Genomic DNA, 21,897 nt, shown 5'->3' with positions numbered 1-21,897 from the left:
TCTTAGCCCTACCCGCCCTGGCGGCAATTCCGGCGAGGCGTAGAAAGGACCACCCCACCGTAAAATCCCTGTAAGCTCTTGTCCTTATGTATCCTTGCTTTCATCCCGGCTTTCAGGCAAACCGCCGCCATGAACACCCAGCTTTATCTGATCACGCCGCCTAACATTATCGACGCGACCGCCTTTGCCGCCAGGCTTGAAGACGCCCTGGCCGCAGGCAGGGTCGCCGCCCTGCAGATCCGGCTCAAGGACGCTTCGCTCGACCAGATCCGCGAAGTGACGCGCCATATCACGCCCGTCGCCCATCGTCATAATGTCGCGGTGCTGATGAACGACCACGTCGCCCTGGCTAAGGAATTGGGACTGGACGGCGCCCACATCGGCCAGTCGGATATGAAGCTCAGCGAAGCTCGACGTATTCTCGGTCCCAAGGCGATGATCGGCGTGACCTGCCACAACAGCCGCCACATGGCCATGGAAGCCGCCGAGGGCGGGGCCGACTATGTCGCCTTCGGGGCCTTCTTCCCGACGACGACCAAGACCGTCGAACACATGGCCGAACTGGAAACCCTGACCATCTGGCAGGAGATCATGGAAATACCGTGCGTCGCCATCGGCGGTATCACGGCCGACAATGCCCGCGAAGTGGCTGATGCCGGCGCGGACTTCATCGCTGTATCGGGCGCCGTTTGGAACCATCCGGAAGGTCCGGGCGCCGGGGTCGCCGCCCTGCTGGCGGCCCTGGCCTGATCCGGGTTTATTCCAGGCTGCGATGACCTCGACTCACCGCAGCCTGGCAAGGGCGACCGCCCGCCGCGCATGTTTGCGCGCGCCATGCGGCGCTTGAGCTGCAAAAAGCGAATACCCGTCGGCCATGCTTTATGGCCGATGGTATTCGTTTCTGGCAAACCGGGCCAGCAGGCGCAGATACGGCGTCTGGTAGCCTTCGGAGTTTTCCGTCACTTCCCACGAATTGATCGGCCAGGCCTGGTTGAAGTCGACATAGGCCTTCTGGTCCGGCTGGCCGGCCGGCGGCGACAACAGGGCCGCGCCACATTGCGGGCTTATCTGCGGGCAGCGCCCGTCCCACCTGTAGCCGGGGTTGGCGCCGCCGACCAGAAAGCCCGGCGGCGGGCCGTATTTCGACTTCGAGACGCTGTCCCATTGCCCGCCCGGCGCATACCATGTGTGATAAAAACGATCGACCGAGTTTTCGGCGCCGTAACTCTTCATGTTCGACAGATAGACCTTGCCCAGCGGATTGACGCCGTGGATGTAGTGGATATAGCCCGCTGCCGCATCCATGGCTGCCTTGGCGTCGTGGGCCGACAGGCCATAACGCGCTTCGTCGGCGAAGATATTGCCGTGATTGGCCTTGGTGGCGCTGCTGCCCCAGACATAGTTGGTGATCCACGCGTTATAAGGGTCGACGCCCTGCTGTGCCCAGCCCAGGCCGTTATCGAAGCCGCTGACAAAAGCCGTCTTGATCGCCGCGACGGTCTTTGGTGTCGCGTCCGCCAGTGACGCGTAAAAGAGCAGTTGCGCGCTGTTGTTATAGTCGAAATCCAGATTGATGTTCTGGCCGAACAGATGGGTCTCGCGGTAGTGGGCGTCGACATAGTCGCGATAAACGACTTCACCTGTCAGGTCGTAGAGATAGATGGCGGCGCCCAGCGCCTTCATGCTGCGGCCATAGGCGTCGGTTTCCTGCTGGCCGGCGCCTATGCCTTCGGAACCGTGCGACGCGTCGTTGTTGTAGAAGGTGACGTCGGGATGGGCCTGCGCCCACGCCCAGGCGGCCAGCGCCCGGCGTTTCAGATCGGCGCTGTAATCGGCGAAGCGCGGATCGGCGCCGAAGACCTTGGCGCCATAGGCAAAGGCCGCCGCCGTGGCATACGAGGCAGAGGTCGTCGCCGGTCCGTAATAACTGGCCCCCTTAGCGGCCGATGGCGGTGACGCATGCGACAGGCTCACGATCGACAGGACACCGCCGTCCGGGTTCTGCATGCGGACCAGGAAATCCATGCCGTACTTCACTTCATCCAGCACATCCGGAACGCCATTGCCGGATTCCGGGATGTTAAAGTCGTCGGTCCACACTTCGGGGTTTTCGGAATAGGCCGACAGCAGGCCCACGACATAGTCCGCCGTCCAGCTGGTATATTTGTTGAAATCGCCGGCGTCGTACCAGCCGCCGCGCAGGTCGCGCTGCGTCGCCTTGTCGTCCCTGGCGCTGTAGAGGCGCGCTTCGCCGTCCTGGCCGGGACCGAGGTGCGACGCCTTGTCCACCCAGCCAACACCGGCATAGGCCGCGTCCTTGGGGAAGCCTGCGCGCTGATAATAGAATTCGCGCAGCGCGGCGACCAGGATCGGCTTATAGACGCTGTTCGAGATTTCGAAGGCATAGGAATCGTAGGCCGCCTGCTTGTCGCGGATCAGATAGGTGCCGGGCGCCGTGACGGACGAGAAATCGAAAGACCAGGCGTGATCGCCCGACGATGGATCGACCGCGCCGCTGTTCCACGCCACGGGCTTGCCTTCGTAAACCACGGCGCCGGTGACTGTATTGACCACCTGATAGACCGCGCCCGGCGTGAAATCCCAGTCGCTGTCGAAGCCGGTCTCCGGATCGCGAATGACCGCGACCTTCACCATATCTGGCAGGTAACCGAACTGGTCGACGACGATAAACGGCGTCGGTGGCGTATCGTCCTGGGCCATGGCCGGCGCGGCCACAAGAACGGACAGAAGGGCGGCTAACGAAATCAGGGGGTGTTTCATACCGCGAGACTAGCCGCAATTGCCGCTGCCGGACAAGTCGGATAAGCTGATGGACAAATACGGCCCAACCAAGAGGCCGTCCCCTGTTGAGGAAACACCGATGAGCCTTTTGCGTACTCTGTTGCTCACTACCGCGCTTGTCGCCGCGCCCTTTGCCGTGCAGGCCGACGATCGGCCGTGGCTGGATCCGAAGCTCGATCCCGCCGCCCGCGCCGATCTGGTCGTCAAAGCCATGACCCAGGACGAAAAGATGCAGATGGTGCGCGGCTATTTCGGCACCAAGGCGTCGTGGATGGGCTTTGACCTGCCCAAGGGCGCCCTGCCCGACTCTGCCGGTTTTATTCCTGGTATCGACCGTCTGGGCATTCCGCCGCAGTGGCAGACCGACGCCGGGGTCGGGGTCGCCACGCAACGGTCGCCGACGCCGCGCGAACGCACCGCCCTGCCGTCAGGCCTGGCCACCGCCGCGACCTGGAACCGCGACGTCGCCTTTGCCGGCGGCGCCATGATCGGCCACGAAGCGCGTTACTCGGGCTTCAATGTGATGCTGGCCGGCGGGGTCAATCTGCTGCGTGATCCGCGCAACGGGCGAAATTTCGAATATGGCGGCGAAGACCCGTTGCTGGCCGGCGTCATTGTCGGCGAACAGATTCGTGGCATCCAGTCCAACCACATCGTCTCGACCCTGAAACATTATGCCTTCAATGACCAGTCGACCTCGCAGTCGGAACTCGACTCGCACATCGAGGATGCGGCGGCGCGAACCTCGGATTTGCTGGCCTTCCAGTTCGCCAATGAAACAGGCAAGCCGGCCTCAGTCATGTGTTCGTACAACATCATTCACGGCGACTACGGCTGCGAAAATCCATGGTTGCTCAATGAGGTACTGAAGCAGGACTGGGGCTATCCGGGCTATGTCATGACCGACTGGGGCGCCACCCATTCGACCGTCAAGGCTGCTAATAGCGGCCTTGACCAGCAGTCAGGATTTCCCTTCGGCAAGACCGACTGGTTCGGCCAACCGCTGCGCGACGCCATTGTCAAGGGCGAAGTGCCGCAATCACGCCTCGACGACATGGTCCGACGCGTCATGTGGGGCCTGTTCGCCACAGGCGCGGTCGACGACCCGGTCAAGGGCGACCAGGCGTCTAGCCTCGACTACGCTGCCGACGGCCGCGCCAGCCAGACGGACGCCGAGGAAGCCATCGTCCTGCTGAAAAATGACGGCGGCCTGTTGCCTTTGGCTAAAACCGCGAAAACCATCGCCATAATCGGCGGTCACGCCGATGTCGGCGTTCTGTCGGGCGGCGGCTCGTCCCAGGTCTATCCGCGCGGCGGTATGGCCGTGCCCAATGAAGGGCCCGACAACTTCCCGGGACCGATGGTCTATTATCCGTCGTCGCCGATGAAGGGCATTCAGGCGCGGTCATCGGCCACCGTGACCTATGCCGACGGCAAGAACGTGAAGGCCGCCGCGGCCCTGGCGGCGAAAAGCGACGTCGTCATCGTCTTCGCCACCCAATGGGCGGCTGAGGGCATGGACCAGGACGGGCTGACCCTGCCGCACGACCAGGACAAGCTAATCGCGGCTGTGGCAGCCGCCAATCCGAAGACTGTGGTCGTGCTGGAGACCGGCGGCGCCGTCACCATGCCATGGTTGAACGACGTCGGCGCCGTGGTCGAGGCGTGGTTCCCAGGCACTTCGGGCGGAGAGGCCATTGCGCGCGTCCTGACCGGTGAGGTCAATCCGTCCGGCCACCTGCCCACGACCTTCCCGGCGTCGCTGGACCAGTTGCCGCGTCCGGTTCTGGACGGCAATGTTGGCAACAAGTCCTCCGACCGCAACCGGATCTACACCGTCAATTACGATATCGAAGGCGCGGCGGTTGGCTACAAATGGTTCGACAAGAAAGGCCTGAAACCGTTGTTCCCGTTCGGTTACGGGCTTAGCTATACGACGTTCGAGATGACCGAGATCCACCCGGTCGATATCAAGCGCGACGGCCTGATTGTTGGCTTTACGGTGAAGAATACCGGAACCGTTGCCGGAAAGGACGTCGCCCAGGTCTATGTCGCCGGCACTGCCTGGGAAGCGCCCAAGCGTCTGGGCGGGTTTGCCAAGCTGGACCTGGCGCCAGGCGAGAGCCAATCGGCCGAGGTCACGATCGATCCGCGCCTGCTGGCGACCTATGATTCGGGCTCCAAGACCTGGACCGTCGCGGCCGGCACCTACACGGTGATGCTGGGCGCGGACTCCGACGATATCCGGCAGAAGGTCGAGGTGACGCTTGAGAAGATGACCTTCGACGTGCGGGGGAAATGGACCGGGAGATAATATCCTGCGGCGAGCTAACGCCGTTTACGGGTGGCATCAACTGCCGCTTAATATTTTGAAACTACAGTAGTTTTCAACGCGGAAAGCGCGGAAAAAACGGAAAGACGCTGAAATTTAGGTTGCTACTTCTACCGCGCGAAGCGCCTTCCTGCTGTGTGATGGCCGAATTTCCGGATTGACAGCCCTTCGGGCGCAGGTCGTCCAATGCCTCTTTTTCCGCGCCTTGTCCGACTTTTCCGCGCTTTCCGCGTTGAAAATTGCTGTAAAATCAACAATATTTTTGGAAATATGTAGCCGAACACGGACCGCAGACACACGACGGTGAGTTTAAGCCCCAATCTCCAGGCCTTTGTCCGCTGACCGATCAAGCCCGTTCGGACTTCAGCGGCCGCGACAACAGGGCTTCGATCGCCGTGCGCACATCCATTCCGCCTGACAGGACGGCATTGACCGCAGTGCACAGCGGCAATTCAACGCCGAACTTCTGCCCCAGGTCGACCGCCGCAGGCGCTGACTGCACCCCTTCGGCCACTGACACCTTGCCGGCCAGCGCTTCTTCCAGGGTCTGGCCCTGGCCCAGGGCAAAGCCGACGCTCATATTGCGCGACTGGTTCGAGGAACAGGTCAGGACCAGGTCGCCCAGGCCGCACAGCCCGACCATGGTCTCGAACTTGGCACCCATGGCCACCGCCAGGCGCGACATCTCGGCAAAGCCGCGTGTGATCAGGGCGGCATGAGCGTTACGGCCCAATCCCTTACCCTCGGAAATCCCACAGGCGATGGCCAGGACGTTCTTTAGCGCTCCACCCGCCTCGGCGCCGATCATGTCGGTCGATTGATACGGCCGGAAGGTCGGCCCGGCCAGGGTTGCGGCGATGCGAGCGCACAGTTCCTTATCGTCGCAGGCCAGGGTCACAGCTGCCGGCAAGCCGCGCGCCACTTCGGAGGCAAAGCTGGGCCCGGCCAGGACGGCAGCGCGCGCGTTCGGCATGACCTCGCGCAGGACCTCGTTCATCAACTTATCGCTGTCGCGCTCGATGCCCTTGGAACACAGGACGATCGGCAGCCCGTCGGCGGCAAACGGCGCCAGCGCCTTCAGGGTCGCGCGCATATGTTGGGCCGGCGGCACGGCCAGGATCAGGTCGCAATCGGCCAGGTCGGCCAGGTCGGGCGTGGCGCGGATGTCCGGCGACAGCTCGACGTCCTTGAGATAGATCGGGTTCTGCTGGTCTTCGCGGATACTGGCGACGACCTCGGGCTCGCGCGCCTGGAGGATCACCTTGTGGCCGGCAAAGGTCGCGACCTGGGCCAGGGCTGTACCCCAGGCCCCTGCCCCGATCACACCGACCCGCGTAAATCTTTCCGTCAAGACCTGGTTCCCTTCAAGACTTGGCTCCCTTGCGCCCCTGCTTTTTGTGGACCGGCGTACTGTGCGCTCGGGCTTCGTCGAGCGGCCAGCGCGGTCGCGCTACGGCAGCCAGACCCGATTCCACCAGACTGGCCCGATCCATGGGTTCCTTGTTACAAAGACGGGCGAAATGTTCAAGGCCCGCCAATGCGATCATGGCGGCATTGTCGGTACAGTATTTCAGCGGCGGCGCCACAAAAACAAAGCCGTTGGCCTGCGCCAGGGCCTGTAGCTCGCGGCGGACCGTGGCATTGGCGGCCACCCCGCCGGCGACAACAAAAGGCGATCCGGTCACGCTGTTGTGTTCCCTGAACACCTTCATAGCGCGAGCTGAGCGCTCCACCAGCTGCCGCGCAATCGCAGCCTGGACGCAGGCACACAGATCGGCGCGGTCCTGTTCCGTCTTCACATGTTCATAGGCAAGGATCGCCGCGGCGGTCTTCAGGCCGGAAAACGAGAAATCGCAATCCTTTCGGCCCAGCAGGGCGCGCGGCAGGACAAAACGCGTCACGTCACCCGATGCCGCCGCCCGCTCCAGCGCCGGACCGCCCGGATAACCCAGGCCCAGCACCTTGGCGATCTTGTCGAAGGCCTCGCCGGCCGCATCGTCGATCGTCGTGCCCAGACGTTCGTAATCGCCGACATCTTTCACCGCCAACAGCTGGCAATGTCCGCCCGAGACCAGCAACAACAGGAAGGGAAAGGCGACGTCTTCGGTCAGGCGCGCCGACAGGGCATGGCCTTCGAGATGGTTGACCGGAATCAGCGGCAAATCGCGCGCCAGGGCGAACCCTTTGGCGAAACTCAAACCCACCATGACGCCGCCGATCAGGCCGGGTCCCGCCGTGGCGGCGATCGCGTCGAGTTCAGGGTCGCCGGCGTCGGACAGGGCGCGTCTCGCCAGGTCGTCTATGGTCTCGACATGGCTGCGCGCGGCGATTTCGGGCACGACCCCGCCAAATTCGGCGTGCTTGACGACCTGGGAGTGAATGACGCTCGACAGCACCTCAACCTGGCCCGAATCATGGCGGCGCACCACGGCAACTGCGGTTTCGTCGCAGCTCGATTCGACGCCCAGGACAGTCAGGCTGGTTTGTGTGCTTTTCGGCATGTCCCCTAGATGCTGTCCCTGACGAAAGCGTCAAGTGTTTTGCTTGAAAGGGAGGAATAAAGTGCTAGATGGAGAGCCATGAAGACACTCACCCCAAAGCTGATAATCGGCACGCGCGGTTCGAAACTGGCCCTGACCCAGTGCGGATGGGTGCAGAGGCAGATCGTAGCGGCCATGGGCGAAGATCCGGCGCGCGCTGACGAAATCGCTCCGCTGAAAATCATCACCACCCAGGGCGACCGCATCCAGGACCGCAAGCTGATCGAGGCCGGCGGCAAGGCGCTCTTCACCAAGGAAATCGAGGACGCCTTGCTACGCGGCGAGGTCGATGTCGCCGTTCATTCGCTGAAGGACATGCCCGCGGCCGAAGTGCCTGGGCTCAGCCTGTGCGCCATTCCCGTCCGCGAAGACCCGCGTGACGCCTTCCTATCGCTGAACCATGAGACGCTGGCCGATCTGCCGAAGGGCGCACGGCTGGGCACGGCCAGTGCGCGCCGCGCCGCCCAATGCCTGGCGCAGCGGCCAGACCTCGAGATCGTCATGATGCGCGGCAATGTCGATACCCGCCTGGCCAAGCTGGCCGCCGGCGAATGCGACGCCCTGCTGCTGGCGGCAGCCGGGCTTAACCGGCTTGGCCTGTCGCACCATATCCGCAGCTATATCGACGCGAATAAATCTCCGACCGCACCGGGCCAGGGCGCCCTGGCCATCCAATGCCGCACCGCAGATCTCGGCGCTGACTGGATGGCGACGGTCCATGACCAGGACACCTATCTGTGCGTCCAGGCCGAGCGCGGCGCACTGGAAGCGCTGGAAGCCTCATGCCGGACGGCCGTCGGGGCCTATGCGCGGCTGTCACAGGGCCATCTTGACCTGACCGTTGAAGCCCTGAATGGCGACGGCAGCAAGCGCTGGCGGCGTCACGCCACCTTATTCGACGTGAAAGTGGAAAGCGTACGCGCCCTCGGGCTAAAACTCGGCCACGAAATCAAGGCGGAAGCCGGTGCCGAACTGATTGTGAGCCCGGCACTATGACCAAGCCGGTTGTCTGGGTCACGCGGACGCCCGACGGGGCAAAGGGCACTGCCCGGGCGATCACGGCCCTGGGCGGCGAGCCGATCCTGGCGCCTGTGCTCAAGGTCGTCGTCCTGAAACCGATCATCGACCCGCACAGTTTCGATGCCGTCATCCTGACCTCGCGCAACGGGCTGAATGCCTTCACCAACCTGGTCCAGCGTCGCTCGATCACCGCCTGGTGCGTCGGGGAAGCGACGGCCGATGCCGCCCGCGCCGCCAAGTTCCAGACCGTTCTGTCCGCCTCCGGGGACGTCACGGCACTGAAACAGCTGATTCTCGACACGGCGGACAAGGCCAGCCGGCTGTTCTATGCCGCGCCGAAGGAGCCCGCTGGCGACCTGGGCGGCGAACTGAGGGAAGCCGGCTTCCTGGTCCGCGAGGCCGCCGTTTATGAGACCCGGCCGGTCACACCTGTGCTCAGCCCGGCCGATATGGGGCGTATGACCCATGTCCTGGTCCATTCGGCCAAGGCCGGCCGCGGCGTTGCCGCGGTGATCGCAGCCAACCACAGCCGCTTTGCCTTGGACAGGCTGGTCCTGGTGTGTCTGTCGCAAGGCGCCTGGGGTGGGGTCGAACACGGCCTGGCGGGTGACAAAAATATATCGGCCGAGCGACTGATCCGGCGCATTTCGCCGTTTCCTGATGAAGCTTCCATGCTAAAACTGATCGACTAACCTTATGCCAGGACTTCGTCTATGAGCGACTCGACCGATACCGCGCCTATCGACTACGACGCAGAGGACGTTGCCCTGCGCGAGCATCGCCGCGAAGCCAGCAAGATGACGCGCTGGTTCATTGTCGCGGCCGTGCCCTTCGCCATCATGTTCGCGATCCTGCTGTTCGCCTTCTATTGGACGAGCCGGCATCCGTCCTCGCCGACGGCCCAGGCTCCCGCCACGACGGCTCAGCCGGCGGCGGCCGCGGTGACCGACAAGGACGCCGAGATCGCCCGCCTGCGCAACCAGATTCTTACCCTCCAGGCCCAGGCCGGCCAACCCGTCATGCCGGGCGCACCGGTCTATTCCGCCGATCCTGCCGCCCTGGCGCAACTGGCCGCCCGCGTCGACCGCATCGAAGCCAATCAACGCGCCCTGGCGCGTGCAGCGGCTGCCGCCAATGCCGCCGCGGCCCTGCAACAGGCCGCCCGGGGTGACGCGCCGTTCGTCTCGCAGCTAAGCGTGGTCGAGGCCAGTGTCGACGACCCGGCCGCCATTGCCCTGCTGCGTCCCTTTGCCGAGAAAGGCATCCCCAGCGAGGTATCCCTGGCCATCGAATTCCCGACCGTCGCGGCGCACGCCAACCTGGCCGCCAAGGCCAGTACAGGCAAGGAAAGCCTGTTGAATCGCGTTCTGCATGCCATAGGTATTTCCGTGCGCCACACCGGCAATATCGAGGGTGAAGGCGCCGAAGCCAATCTGCAGCGCGCCGAAACGCGGCTGAATGTCGGCGACCTGCGTGGCGCCGTGAACTACCTGACCAAGCTGTCGCCCACGGCACAGGCCGCGATCAAGCCGTGGCTGGACCGCGCCCAGGACCGCCTCAGCGTCGATGACGCCACCCAGCGTTTGACCGAAGGCGCCCTGGCCCGACTCAGCCAGAGCAGCGACTACGCCGCCCAGCCGGCGACGGGAGGCGTCCAGTGATCCGTACACTTCTGATCCTGGCCGGCATTATCGCCCTGGTCGCGCTGATGTTGCTGGTGGGCGCCGCCGGCGACCCCGGCACGGCCAGTCTCAGCTGGCTGAACTACCGCGTCGACGCCACCGCCACCGTGACCCTTATCGTGATCGGCTTTCTTGCCTTGTGCGCCGTTGCCTTCTGGAACCTGGCCCTGTGGCTGGCCCGCTCGCCGCAGCGCGCTGAACGCAGCCGCGCCGAAGCCCGCCGCCGCCAGGGTGAAGACGCCCTGACCAAAGGCTTCATGGCGGTCGCCGCCGGTGATGGCACCGAAGCCCGCCGCCACGCCGTCAAGGCGCTGGACCTGTGCGACAACATCGTCCTGGTGCGCATTCTCAATGCGCTCGCCGCCGAAACCTCGCGCGACACCATGGCGACCAAGACCGCCTATTCGGCGATGATCAGCGTACCGGAACTGAAGACCGCCGGCCTGAAGGGCCTGATGGAACTGGCCCAGAGCCAGGGCGAAAAGGCCGAGGCCGTCAAGCTGGCCGGCGAAGCCTATAATCAGCCGCGTCCCGCCATGTGGGCCTTCACGACCCTGTTCGAGGCCCGGCTCGAGGCGGGTGAATGGGCCGAGGCGCTCGACCTGATCGAAGGCGCCCTGACGCGCAAACTGATCTCGCCGCTGTTCTCCGAACGCGCCAAGGCGTCTCTGATGGCGGCCTCGGCGTCGCGCCTGGAAACCTCGGACGAGGCCCAGATGCGCGACCAGGCACTCGACTACGCCCTGCGCGCCGCCAAGCTGCAGCCGGCCTTCACGCCGGCCGCCATTATCGCCGCGCGTTTGCTGCGCAAGGCCAACAAGATCGGCCGCGCCGAGGACGTGCTGGAAGCCGCCTGGGCCGCGCGCCCTCACCCGGCCCTGTGGCTGACCTATCGCGACCTGATCTCGGACGAGACGCCCAAGGAGCGCGCCCGCCGCCTTCAGGGTCTGGTCGACCGTAACCCGAAACATCGCGAAAGCCGCCTGCTGCAGGTCGAACGCGCCTTGCTGAACGGCGCCAAACCGGAGATTGCGACTGCCCTCTCCGCCCTCGAAGACGACAGCAGCGAAGCCAATCTGACGCGGCGCATCTGCGGCGTCATCGCCCGCGGCGCGCAAGGCCTGGGCGATATCGACACGGCGCGGACGTGGATCGCCCGCGCCTCCCAGGCCCGGGGCGAGCCCGACTGGTCCGACATCGACGCGGAGGGCCAGGCCTTTACCTATAGCGCCACCGACTGGAGCGGCGTGATCCTGGCCTATGCCGAGACGGCGGCGCTGTCGCATCCGCGCTATGAACGTGGCGACAAGACTCTGGCCGAGATTCCCGACATGCCGACGCGCTTTGTGCCATCCATGCCGTTTATCAAGGCGGCGCCACGCAGCCGCGCCGGCCAGGTCAATCCGGCCGTCGCGCCGGACGATGTCGGGCAGTATGACGCCGCCATCACCGGCCAGGATCTGGACGCCGAACCGGAGAACGCGGCCAAGGCTGCCCCGGCCCGCGCCCGCGCCCCCAAGGCGAAGAAGTAGGCGCTTCAACGCCGACGTCTTCACGCCCCTATCCAAACTGCCGACCGCGTTGTAGACTTCGCGCGTGAGCGCGGATTTGGGGGACTATCGTGAGAAAATTTCTGGCATTGATCGCCAGCCTGGCGTGGATGGCGATCATCCCGTGGTCGGTGTTCCACATATCTCAACAGGATATCCCGGCTGGTGTCCCTGCCGTGGAAAAGCTACTGCCGCAGGAACTGCTGACCGAGGCAAAAACCAGCTTCAGCCACCTCCAGACCCGCAACTTCGAGCCCATTCGCGCCCGTCTGGCGCCGGAGTTTATCAATCCCAATCTGGACGACAACCTGAACCGCACGGCGGCCCTTATTCCCAACGAAAAGCCATTATCCATCGCGGCGATGGGCTACAAGTATCAAAAGATAGGCGACGGCGCCGATGCCAGGATATTCGACGAAGTCACGCTGCAATATCGCTTCAGCCAGACAGTTCTGCTCTACACCTATACGCGTGTCGCAGAAAAAGGAGTCAGGCGCATCTCTGGTGTGACCTTGACGAACGACACCTTGGCCGTTCTACAAAAGCATAAGGTGCGGCTCGACCGAATGAATACGACCCAGGCGGCAACCTTGGCCGTCGCCGCTGGCCTCCTGCTGTTCAACGGACTGACGCTGTATCTCAGCCTGGCGACGCGCGGCCTTCGCTTCTTCTGGTTGTGGGCGGTCTTTATCCTGTTCGGCTTCGGCAAGCTCGTCTTCGACTGGACAGCGCTGACCTATGGCTTGCAGTGGCAAGCCGTTCAGATTCCTGTCGTGACGACATACCAGCCCTATTACCAGGCCTTCCAGTTAAAGCTGTCTCTTCCGCTAGGCTCGCTGCTGTTCCTGATCGCCCTGGCGGCGCATCATCGTCAGGCGGCAAAGAAGGCACGAACGAAGCCGGCGGAATTATCGACGGACTGAAACGACAAACCGCTTGGCAAGGTACTGTGACATGTGTAATGAAACGCCCCTGCCTGCGGGGCCGTCTACCACCCTCGCGACGTTTTCGGGCCGCTTTAGCTCAGCCGGTAGAGCACCTCATTCGTAATGAGGGGGTCAGGTGTTCGAGTCACCTAAGCGGCACCATTCTCATATTTTCTGCGAAACCTGCAATCATTGTCTTCGCTTGCGCTCAGGCGTAAAGCTCCTTTGCGCCTGAGCGAATTCGACAATTAATAAGCTGTCGCCTGAAATACCCAGAAATACCCCAGAAATACCGGGATTATTACTCCTATCCCCTAATTCCCTGCTCTTTGTCATCGATCCATGCGACGGCATGAGCGGGGTGCTGAAATCCTTCATATTGCAGGCCAGGCTGCTCGAGCTTGACGAGAGGATCGGGAGCGGGGAGCGATAACAAGGTGTCAGTCATGGCCGGCGCTCCTCATTGCATGAACTTGCGCTCGACATGCGGCGTTTTCGTATCAGTCTGGCTTGTATCCAGCGAACCCCAGCCCAGGCTCTCGGTGTCGATCCAGACTTCGACATAGCCAGGCTTCGCGCTCGGGCACCTTTCGAAGTTGGAAATGTTCCTGGTAGAAAAGATGGGGCCAGACAACTGTTGCGTCAGGTAGCGGGCCAGTGAAATCGCCGCGCTCTTGTCTTCCGCGAAGCAATAGCGCACCTCGTAGAGGCCCGCGTCCACTTTGCGGGACTCGGTTCCGGGCAGCAAGTAGTGCTGTTCGGTCAACGCCGTTTCAATGCGGTCAAGACTGTGCGAGCGCCGGCTGTTGATGTGAATGTAAACCGTGACCGTGGCGACACGGAGCCACCACTGATTGCTCGCGATGGCTTCTTGCGGCCCCTCCAGCGCGCAGACCCGTTGGGCCACGCGCACGGAGCCAATGCGTAAAGCGGAGCGGTTGAGCGGATCGGGCATGCCGCTCCGCAAGGCCAGCAGATAGCGCGGCGCATAGCACTTGCCAGCCGAGATCTTGCTACGGGCCACCTTCGCGGTCCCGTCGATCGTCTGCAAGGTGGCGATGCTTCCATCGCCATCGCCGATCCAGATATAGCCTGACCGGTCGAAACGGCTGTCAGCCACTTCATCCAGGATCTTCGCGGCGCCGGCATCGACTTGCTCGGACTGCAGCGAGGCGCCGGTCGATTCCGCGAAGATCGTATCGAGCTTTTTCTGCTGGGCGATATTCGCGGCGGTCGCCTTGTCCAGTTGCACTTGCTTTGCCGTGAGCTGGATTTGCGAGAAGAAATAGTACCCAACTCCGATCAGCACGACGATCGCCGCGCCCCACGCAGCGTGAAAAAGCCATTGCCGTCGCAAACTCTTGCTGATGAGCGTTTCGATCCTCTGCCATTCGTTCGAGCGCCTGACGTCTGCGATGTTTGCATCTTCGCCAAGGTAGCGGCGTGCACGCTCCGGTGCGGCGCGCATGCGGTTGAAGAACGAGCTGGCCACTTCGAGACTGCGCGCGCTCAAGCGATCGTCGCGGAATCGCGAGGCGAAGGAGTGCCAAAGCTGGCCGTCCTCTATCTCGCGGCGCTTCCAGTTGTTCTGTTCCTGATCGCCACCCGCGATCCGCGCCCATTGCCGCAGCAATGCCTCGTGGCTGATGTCGACGCGCTGCGGATAAGACGAGGAAACCGTCAGCAGGTTCGCGCCTTCCTTTGAAAAGGCGTCGATGATCTCGCGCGTCAAGCAAGTGGCCTCTTCGCCAGTGAGCCCGATGACGGCGGCGAGCTGATCAAAGTCACGCGGTCGGCGGACCGCCTCGCCGGTCTTCTCGACATCGAAGAGGGCCCGGAAGAACCATTGCAGGGCCTGCTGCGCCGGCACGTTGTTCTTCTCGATTTCTGCCGCGATCTTGTCGGCATGAGTGGAGAGCGGATTGCTGGATTCGCTAACCGTATCGAGATCGGCCAACGTCAGGCACCAGTGCGATCCGGGTTGGCGCGTTTCGATATTGTACATGCGCTTGAGCGCATGTTGCACAACCGGCAGAGGATCCGTGCCGGTCGTCGCGATCCTCAGCAAGGCTTCGAGCAGCGCCGGTTCGATCGCGCCCCCGAACATGCGGGCAGGTTCGACGATCGCTCGCGCGATTTCGGCCACGTCGAGCACGGGCAGTAGGTACTGGCTCTTGTTGAAGAGCTCGGTCAGCACCGGATAACGGCCGCAGGCGCCGAGGAAGTCCGAGCGCATGGTCAGCAACACGAAGACCCGATCGGTCTGTGCATCACGCACCGCGGCGAGGAAGGCGATCAACAGCTCCACATCTGACTCGCGGCGATCGCGTGCCCAGCTGAAGATCTCCTCGAACTGGTCAATCACCAGGCACAGGCCATCGGCCTTGATTTCGTCTAGCCGGGCCTCAATCGTCTTGATGAGATCGGCATCGTGAAGCAGCTTTTCACCCCAGTACGAGACATCGGCTGCATCGCCCGGTTCGGCCACGGGAATCTCGACCGGGGCCAGTCCTTCACGCCCCGCGTCCGCGGGTTGCTGGGGGGAAACGGCGCATTCGGCAGGCGCACGCAGAGCCTCTTCCAGCACCCGGGCCAGTCCCTCGTAAGGTCCGGAGGATGGCCTGAACGTGGCATCGCGCAATACCTGGCCAGCGCCGCGATAGTCCCGGCGCAACGCTGGAAGCAGGCCGGCTCCGACTAGAGAAGACTTACCACAACCGGACGTGCCGTGAATCAGCAGGACGTTGCCGTTTTCCAATAGCTCGACGAGCGCCGCACATTGGTGTTCCCGGCCAAAAAAGATGCTGGCTTCCTCGCTCCGGAACGGACGCAAGCCCGGGAACGGACCCGTTGGCTGCGCCTTGCTCTGGTTCTGCAGGCGTGGTGCCGGCTCGGGTGCAGAGGCGGCGACTTGGGCTTCAACTTCGCTCACGGACCTGAGTCTCCCGCGCTCAGCAGGGTCTGCACCTGCTCGACCCAGGACTGACGGGCGACGACTGTGTGCGGCCGGAAATACGGGGGCCATTCAGGTGGCGGGACCCCTATCCAATCGATACAGATCGGACGCACGCCTTCGCCTACGCTCTTGAGATCAGCGATAGCAGAAGCCGAGAGCTCGATCAGGTCGTCCCTGATATCGCCTCGCAACAGCAGTAGCGCCTGGCAGCTCTCCAGGAGGCGGCGGCGGGCCCCGCGCCGTTCGCGGCGGCCTGCTGCAGTCGACAGGTTCGCGCCGAGAACTTCAGGATAGATCACGAGGTTCATGTGCGCCACGAGGTCGGAGCGGGTCTGCGACCATAGGGCAGAGTTCTGGTGTTCCATGAGGTAGGCCTGATCGGGCAGCCCAGTGAACTTCGGCTCGGCGAGTGCGGCGGCGGCGGCGGAGTGGTTCGCGCGCAAACGCGTGAGCCGCTGTGCCACGTCGCTGTGGAGGCGCCAGCTATTGGTCTGCACTTTGTCCTCGGCAGTGAAAGCCACCAGCGTCAGCGAACTGAACAGCGCCAGTGAGCTGACTGCCTGGCTCCCGGTGACACCCGCCCAGGGCAATTTTGCCCGCAATTCATCCGGATAGCGCTGCAGTTCGCACACAATCAACTGATCCGGTGTTCGATGGCCGCCAGTTACAGCCTTGTGAAAGGCTTCGAGTTCGGCCCAGCCCGGGTGACCGGACTGGAATTCCGGTGTCAGGAACAAGATCATGACAGCGCAACCGTCCGAGGCCCCGGTCTCCGGGGGCGAAGCATCATTGCGGCCGATCAGCCGCACCGGCGTGCCGGTCACGTTACCGCCAAGGTTGGCTCTCAGATCCGCTGCGACCCGGTCAACCCAGGCCATGTTGTCATGATTGAGCGGCTCCGCAAAATTGATGTAGATATCGTACGTGTACCACGGCGACAGGGACTGGGTTGATGCGGGCGACGTCGACACCATCAACGCGGTTCCCTTGAACGTTTGGCTATGGCCGTCATGCGTTCACCATCACTGCGCCGACATCGACCCAGAGTTGCTGGGCGGCGGCATCGGCATGTCCGCTTAGATGAGCCGCGATATCTATGATTGGGGTGCCGATGTTCATCCAGGATGTGGTTTTTCCTTGGTAGTCAAATCGACCTTGCGTGCGGGTGGCGGCCTTGTGCAGTGCAACCACCTGCCATTTATCGTCGCACACTGGCGAGCCAGATGAGCCTTTGTCAGTGTCGGTGAAGTACGAGAAATTGATGCCTTCGATCCCGGCGGCCAGATTGTTACGCATCGCGATCTGTTTGGGCGCGCCGTTCGGGTGCTGGATGATGTTTACCGCAAAGCGGGCTTCTTCCGGGAAGCGGTCGGTCTTAGGATCGGCCAGCGTCCTGAAATCGGTCTTGCGCAGAACCAGGGGGTCAGCATCGGGTTGGGCCGAGAGTTCGAGAATCGCGAAGTCCAGGCGAGCGTCGGCATGGCACATCCGCATCACCGCTATATCGCTGCCTAGACTGTCTGCATCGAAGCCGAATTTCAGCCGGGTGCCTGCGCCCTGCAGCGCGAAGTCTTGACCGGTCGGCGGCGGAGCACCATCTGCCTGTCCAGCAATGACATGGTGGTTGGTAATCACGTGACGCTTGCCGATCAGCCAGCCGCTGCCTCGGCAGAGCACCGGCGTTGCCCCTGACATGATCGGTACCGCGTCACGATAGAGCGGGACTTCCACAAGGCACACGGCCTGCGCCGCTTTTGCCGCGCTGAGCAGGAATCCGACAGGCAAGAGTTCGTTCTTGAACAGGAACCGCTCGAGGCTTGCTGTGCTGGGGGCATCGCGTGTAGCCTCGATCTTCGGAGGCGCACTGTTGGCAGCGGGCAAAGCCATTTTTGCCTTGTCGGCGGCTTCGGCCTTCTGCGCCCAGGCCACTGCCAGTTCATAGTATTCACCGAAGAACTTTTGATCGTTGGGCCGGCCAGGAAGCTGCGACTTGACGTTGTTGAGCCACTTGGCCAGCGGCGTTTGTCCTCCGCCGAGCCAGGCGTCAACGTTCATCGTACGTACTTCAACCTCCATCTGGGTGATGGGCGTTGGATACCTGACGAGCCCTGCTGCGTATTCAGGGTCTATCCCCGTGAACAGTAACTCGCGAGGCTGGTTGAAGACTTGCGCGACCTTGGCGCGCTTGACGATCTCATCGATCTGCGGATTGTCGAAAATAGGCATCGCTGTCCTTAGCCGTTGCGATAATCGGAGAGTGTCATGCGCTGATAACCTGGCGGCGGCGAATCTCTCGTTGCGAGCAGAACTGGCCGCTGCGGGCTTTCGGCGCGGGTTGTCAGTGCCGGGCGGGCGCGGGCCCAATCAATCTCAAAGACCTTGCGAAAATGCTCGGCGACCCGCGCATCGTCGAACAGCAGGCTGGCGTCGCGGTTGAGCGTGACCGCGTCCGCACTCCAATTCTGGCTGCCGATCAGCACGCGTCGGCCATCAACGATGATGCCCTTGGTGTGGGTATTGGCGACGACCCGCACGCATTTCATCACGTCCATCCCGCGGCGGTGCAATTCGGTCACATCATCGTCGACATCGCCCGCGCGCAAGATCACCCGCACGTCGCCGATCGCGCGAGACTGCTCCACGACGGCGTCGACCAGTTCGCCGAGATTGCCGGCCATCCCCTTGCGGATCTTGATGTACTGGTTCTGGAAGAGCAGTTGCTCACGCGCTGCGCGGATCAGGCTGAGCACCGCATCGGTATACACCCGGCCGCGATGGTCCGGGGTTAAGATCGGCATGATCTTGATCGGTCCCGACAGCCGCAGTGGCGCGGGCGGCGGCACGCGCGCTTCGACAAGAGGTTCGAGCGGCACATCGACCAACTGTTCGGCGAAATAGGCTTCCTGCGTGGTATTCAGATCCGCGCATTGCTTGAAATCAGCTTTGATATGGGCGCGGTACATGTCCGCAAGCCGCTTGCTGCGCACGATGATGTGCCACTCGCGGTTGCCAGTCGTCGAATGGGTGCTCGGGGCGGGGAAAGGCTGGCTGGACCGCGTCCAGTTGCCGCTTGAGAGCCAGACGTGCTCCGCGTCACGCACCGTGACCTTGATGTGATAGGCCGTGCCGACCAGGCCACCGCTGCCCTTTCGCACGTAGATGTGCTCGAACTTGTCGGTTTTACTCCAGCGCTCGAACGTCTTGCTGCGGTCGAATTCGCCTGGTTTGGTGTCATTTCCTGCAGTGTCGCGCGTGGCGGGGTCCATAACCAGTTGCATGCGAACGCCGGCATGCAGCCGCTCCTCCACCGCCGCAGCGATCGGGGCAGAGAAGAACTGGTACATCGAGCTTGTAAGTGACGTTTGCGCCCCGGCGATGAAGTCCTTGAGCTGGTCGAAGCTCTGTTCCGGGCCGACGTGTGCGATCACCTCCATGTCGTCGGTGAAACTGTCGAAGGCGAAGACTGGATCGGATCTCACGGCGTCGCTGTAGACGATCGCGCTCGAAGCTTCTGTCTGCAGCGGCCTGAGGCCCAGCTGTTCGTCGATCGTTGCAAAGCGAACGACGAGCGGATGGCCAAAGTAGCGTTCGGGCAGCGCGGCGCGCAGTGCCTCGCGCTTGTCGGGCGCGGCGGCCACAACAATGCAGTCCGCTTCGCCATCGAAACCGGCCTTGACCGCCAGCACCCCCACGCGCTGCTCGGCCGCGAGCCGGGCGACCGCTTCGTCGATCGCAAGTGGGGCGATGCTGGCCGCGCCTTCGCCGGAGATGGCGCCGAGTGAGACCGTGATGGTAAGCGGCACCGTCACCGAGACGGTGCCATTGCCCGCAGACGTCACTGCGAGTGTTGGCGCAGCCACAGCCGCAGCGTTGGTGGGAACCACTGCAAGAATGGAGGCATTGGCCGGTTGCGTCCCGGCTGCGGAGGCTTCGGACGTCGAAGGCACCCCGGCACTATATCTGCGCAGCACGTCGGCGGGCACGCCGTAGTTTTCGATCTTGTAGAGGCCAGCATAGTGCAGCGCGACGACTTTGCCGGTCGTCAACGACAGCACCGGCGATCCTGATGCTCCGCCCAGCGTCGTGCAGTCATAGGTCGTGCTGTTTTCAGCCGGTGTGTCAAGTTGGCCTGGCGCGGCGCGTTTGACGTCGTAGATGCCCCCGTAGATTTCATCCATCCACTGCTGGTCAGGGATCGCGTCCTCGTATGCGCGGGCGGGATAACCGATGGTCACCACGTCATCCCCGGCCGTGCCGTTGTGGTCGGCTATGGTCAGGAAGCGAGGGACAGTGCCTCCGGAATCGGGCATGTCCACGTGCAACAGGGCAAGGTCGGGACCACCCGCAGGCTCGATCCACGCAATACGCGTGATGTTGAAGGAATCCGCCTGGCTGTTCGTCCCGGGATCCCTTTCGTGGCGGCGGTTGAAGGTAACGCCCAGTTCCTTGCCGAAGCGGCCGCGCGAAAAGGTGAATTGGCGCCCGTCGCACCGACCGATCAACTCTGCGACATGACGGTTGGTGCACAGCAGCCCGGGCTGGATCAGCCAGCCGGTGCCGACATAGGGGAACCCCGCCGGGTGATTCGCCACGTCGATCCGCCCGATTAGCGGCATGAAGGGATTGATGCGGTCAGCCGCATCCATCACTCGCTGGACCATCAGCTGCGAGACCGGGTCGCCCAACGGCGTCGCTTCTTCTATCCGGTCTTCCAGCACGAACAGCGCCGGTCGCCCCTTCTGAACGATCGTCTCGAACGAGACTTCGGCTTCGGCAATTCGCCTGGGCGCAGCTTCGAGTAAAGCTTTGTTGCTGGAAGAGAGAGAGCGTTCCTTGCTCTCGGCCTGCGCAGTCAATTCCTTGTACAGCGCCGGATCGCGTACACTCAGACGCGCCAGCCATTTGCGGATGGCGATATCCTTGCCGCTTTCCCCGCTCGCCATGGTAAACCCCTTCTACCGTTCCAGGTGCCCCGCCAATGTAATGCCTCATCCGGCCCGGATGGCTGCCGCGCCGCCTTCTCCAGCGGATAGGCCTCGACCGCCGCCTGAAAGCACAAGGCCCGGCGAAGGATTAAAGGATTACAAGGGATTACGGATCGCGGTTGTCCCCGCTGCAAACAAGCCATCAATTTCCCCGAATTGCAACTTCAAAATGAAACCTAATTGAGGAAAATCTTGCCATGCAATATGCCAACAGATGCTTGAAAATAAAAAGACGATATGCAACCGGTTGATGGCCTATCTACGTCTCACCCATCGACCTGCGATCGCCCGTGGCGCTCACCGCCGCACCTCGGGCACACCGAGAAAGCCAGCGTAAAGGGGTCAGAGTCACTGCTGTCCCACAGGTTATTTCATAACGAAATCAAAATACTAAGGCCATTTGGCTTTGCGGCCCCGGCGGCGGGCCGGTTTCGCCTTTGAGTAATTCCAGAAGATCGTGCCTCAGAAACAGGTTTAACTGCAATAGACGAGCAATTTGCTGCATGGATAATTCGATGCAGGCGCTGAACTTAAGGAAGGCGAGCAGCAGGCAGACACACAGCGCTACCCAGATTTGCGTCAGGACCGCGTTTTTGGACGTACCCAGGAAGCCCTTAAGCTTCAGGTTCTGCCTTATCCATTTGAAGAACAGTTCGACCTGCCACCGGCTCTTGTAGATATCTGCGATGGTCTGGGCACACAGGTGCTCGATATTGGTCAGGAACTCGTACGATAGTCCGGTGTCGGGACAGGTGTATCCGACCAGGCGTAGTGGCTTAAGGTTCGGGCTGTGTTTTTGCTTGCCATTGAGCTGGATTCGTCGGTCAAACCGAACCTGACCGTTCGGATCCGGGCCTTCTTCAATGACTTTCGCCACCATGTTGCCGCGGGCGCGGGTGACGAAAAGCACCCCTGCATCGGTTAGTCCCTTGCGCCAGCCATAATCGCTGTAACCCTTGTCGAACACGACGATTGAGCCTTTCGGGAAGTCGAACTGCGGGGGATTACGGGGACGGGAGCACTATTCCCCGGCGTTTCGACCTATGCACTAGCCTCCATCCAGAACAAGGGGACTATTGCTGTCCCCTAATTCCCCCTTGCGAA

Annotated in this window: 15 protein-coding genes, 1 tRNA gene and 1 pseudogene; 8 read left to right on the top strand and 9 right to left on the bottom strand. The window is 62.6% G+C overall.

All coding sequences use genetic code 11. The features are described from left to right. Positions 1-129 precede the first annotated feature (129 nt). Complete coding sequence (thiE, locus tag AC1DXO_RS02875) at positions 130-750, top strand: thiamine phosphate synthase (protein ID WP_476976575.1); 621 nt, start codon at positions 130-132, stop codon at positions 748-750. Between the two features lie 129 nt (positions 751-879). Here the strand turns inward: thiE and AC1DXO_RS02870 are convergent, their stop codons facing one another. Next, a complete protein-coding gene (locus tag AC1DXO_RS02870; protein WP_476976574.1) occupies positions 880-2,781 on the bottom strand; it encodes a glycoside hydrolase family 9 protein in 1,902 nt (633 codons plus the stop codon). 100 nt (positions 2,782-2,881) lie between these two features. Here AC1DXO_RS02870 and AC1DXO_RS02865 point away from each other — a divergent pair, with 100 nt between their 5' ends. Next, positions 2,882-5,116, top strand: coding sequence for a beta-glucosidase (locus AC1DXO_RS02865; RefSeq protein ID WP_476976573.1), 2,235 nt, complete (start codon positions 2,882-2,884; stop codon positions 5,114-5,116). Between the two features lie 364 nt (positions 5,117-5,480). On the opposite strand, the gene AC1DXO_RS02860 is transcribed toward AC1DXO_RS02865, so the two are convergent. After that, positions 5,481-6,485 (bottom strand): NAD(P)H-dependent glycerol-3-phosphate dehydrogenase, encoded by a 1,005-nt coding sequence (locus AC1DXO_RS02860; protein ID WP_476976572.1) that lies wholly within the window; start codon positions 6,483-6,485, stop codon positions 5,481-5,483. A 13-nt stretch (positions 6,486-6,498) separates the two neighbouring features. Continuing rightward, positions 6,499-7,635, bottom strand: coding sequence for a tRNA (adenosine(37)-N6)-threonylcarbamoyltransferase complex transferase subunit TsaD (gene tsaD, locus AC1DXO_RS02855; protein ID WP_476976571.1), 1,137 nt, complete (start codon positions 7,633-7,635; stop codon positions 6,499-6,501). 78 nt (positions 7,636-7,713) lie between these two features. Here tsaD and hemC point away from each other — a divergent pair, with 78 nt between their 5' ends. From hemC to AC1DXO_RS02825, 6 genes are all read left to right on the top strand, one after another. Continuing rightward, positions 7,714-8,670, top strand: a complete 957-nt coding sequence (hemC, locus tag AC1DXO_RS02850) for a hydroxymethylbilane synthase (protein ID WP_476976570.1) — start codon at positions 7,714-7,716, stop codon at positions 8,668-8,670. After that, positions 8,667-9,386, top strand: a complete 720-nt coding sequence (locus AC1DXO_RS02845; RefSeq protein ID WP_476976569.1) for a uroporphyrinogen-III synthase — start codon at positions 8,667-8,669, stop codon at positions 9,384-9,386. Before hemC ends, AC1DXO_RS02845 begins: the two co-directional genes overlap by 4 nt. A 21-nt stretch (positions 9,387-9,407) precedes the next feature. After that, positions 9,408-10,355 (top strand): COG4223 family protein, encoded by a 948-nt coding sequence (locus AC1DXO_RS02840; RefSeq protein ID WP_476976568.1) that lies wholly within the window; start codon positions 9,408-9,410, stop codon positions 10,353-10,355. After that, the gene (locus AC1DXO_RS02835; protein ID WP_476976567.1) at positions 10,352-11,908 is read left to right on the top strand and encodes a heme biosynthesis HemY N-terminal domain-containing protein; all 1,557 of its coding nucleotides are present in this window, start codon (positions 10,352-10,354) and stop codon (positions 11,906-11,908) included. Before AC1DXO_RS02840 ends, AC1DXO_RS02835 begins: the two co-directional genes overlap by 4 nt. An 89-nt stretch (positions 11,909-11,997) precedes the next feature. Continuing rightward, positions 11,998-12,849, top strand: a complete 852-nt coding sequence (locus AC1DXO_RS02830; protein ID WP_476976566.1) for a hypothetical protein — start codon at positions 11,998-12,000, stop codon at positions 12,847-12,849. Between the two features lie 89 nt (positions 12,850-12,938). After that, positions 12,939-13,014 (top strand) — tRNA-Thr (locus tag AC1DXO_RS02825). A gap of 145 nt (positions 13,015-13,159) precedes the next feature. Here AC1DXO_RS02825 and AC1DXO_RS02820 read toward each other — a convergent pair. The 6 genes and pseudogenes from AC1DXO_RS02820 to AC1DXO_RS02795 form a co-directional block, all read right to left on the bottom strand. Beyond that, positions 13,160-13,300, bottom strand: a complete 141-nt coding sequence (locus AC1DXO_RS02820) for a hypothetical protein (RefSeq protein ID WP_476976565.1) — start codon at positions 13,298-13,300, stop codon at positions 13,160-13,162. A gap of 12 nt (positions 13,301-13,312) precedes the next feature. Then, positions 13,313-15,784, bottom strand: a complete 2,472-nt coding sequence (locus tag AC1DXO_RS02815; protein WP_476976564.1) for an ATP-binding protein — start codon at positions 15,782-15,784, stop codon at positions 13,313-13,315. Further along, on the bottom strand, positions 15,781-16,782 hold the full coding sequence (locus AC1DXO_RS02810; RefSeq protein WP_476976563.1) for a hypothetical protein: 1,002 nt from the start codon (positions 16,780-16,782) through the stop codon (positions 15,781-15,783). Before AC1DXO_RS02810 ends, AC1DXO_RS02815 begins: the two co-directional genes overlap by 4 nt. Before the next feature lie 34 nt (positions 16,783-16,816). Continuing rightward, complete coding sequence (locus tag AC1DXO_RS02805; protein ID WP_476976562.1) at positions 16,817-18,034, bottom strand: trypsin-like peptidase domain-containing protein; 1,218 nt, start codon at positions 18,032-18,034, stop codon at positions 16,817-16,819. A gap of 8 nt (positions 18,035-18,042) precedes the next feature. Then, a complete protein-coding gene (locus AC1DXO_RS02800; protein ID WP_476976561.1) occupies positions 18,043-20,751 on the bottom strand; it encodes a phospholipase D-like domain-containing protein in 2,709 nt (902 codons plus the stop codon). A 424-nt stretch (positions 20,752-21,175) separates the two neighbouring features. Further along, positions 21,176-21,772: pseudogene (locus AC1DXO_RS02795) on the bottom strand (IS4 family transposase); the annotation flags it as partial. Positions 21,773-21,897 lie beyond the last annotated feature (125 nt).

Source organism: Asticcacaulis sp. P2_C5 (assembly GCF_056404555.1).
The sequence above is the reverse complement of the archived record's forward strand: the minus strand, read 5'-3'. Positions and strand labels throughout refer to the sequence as shown.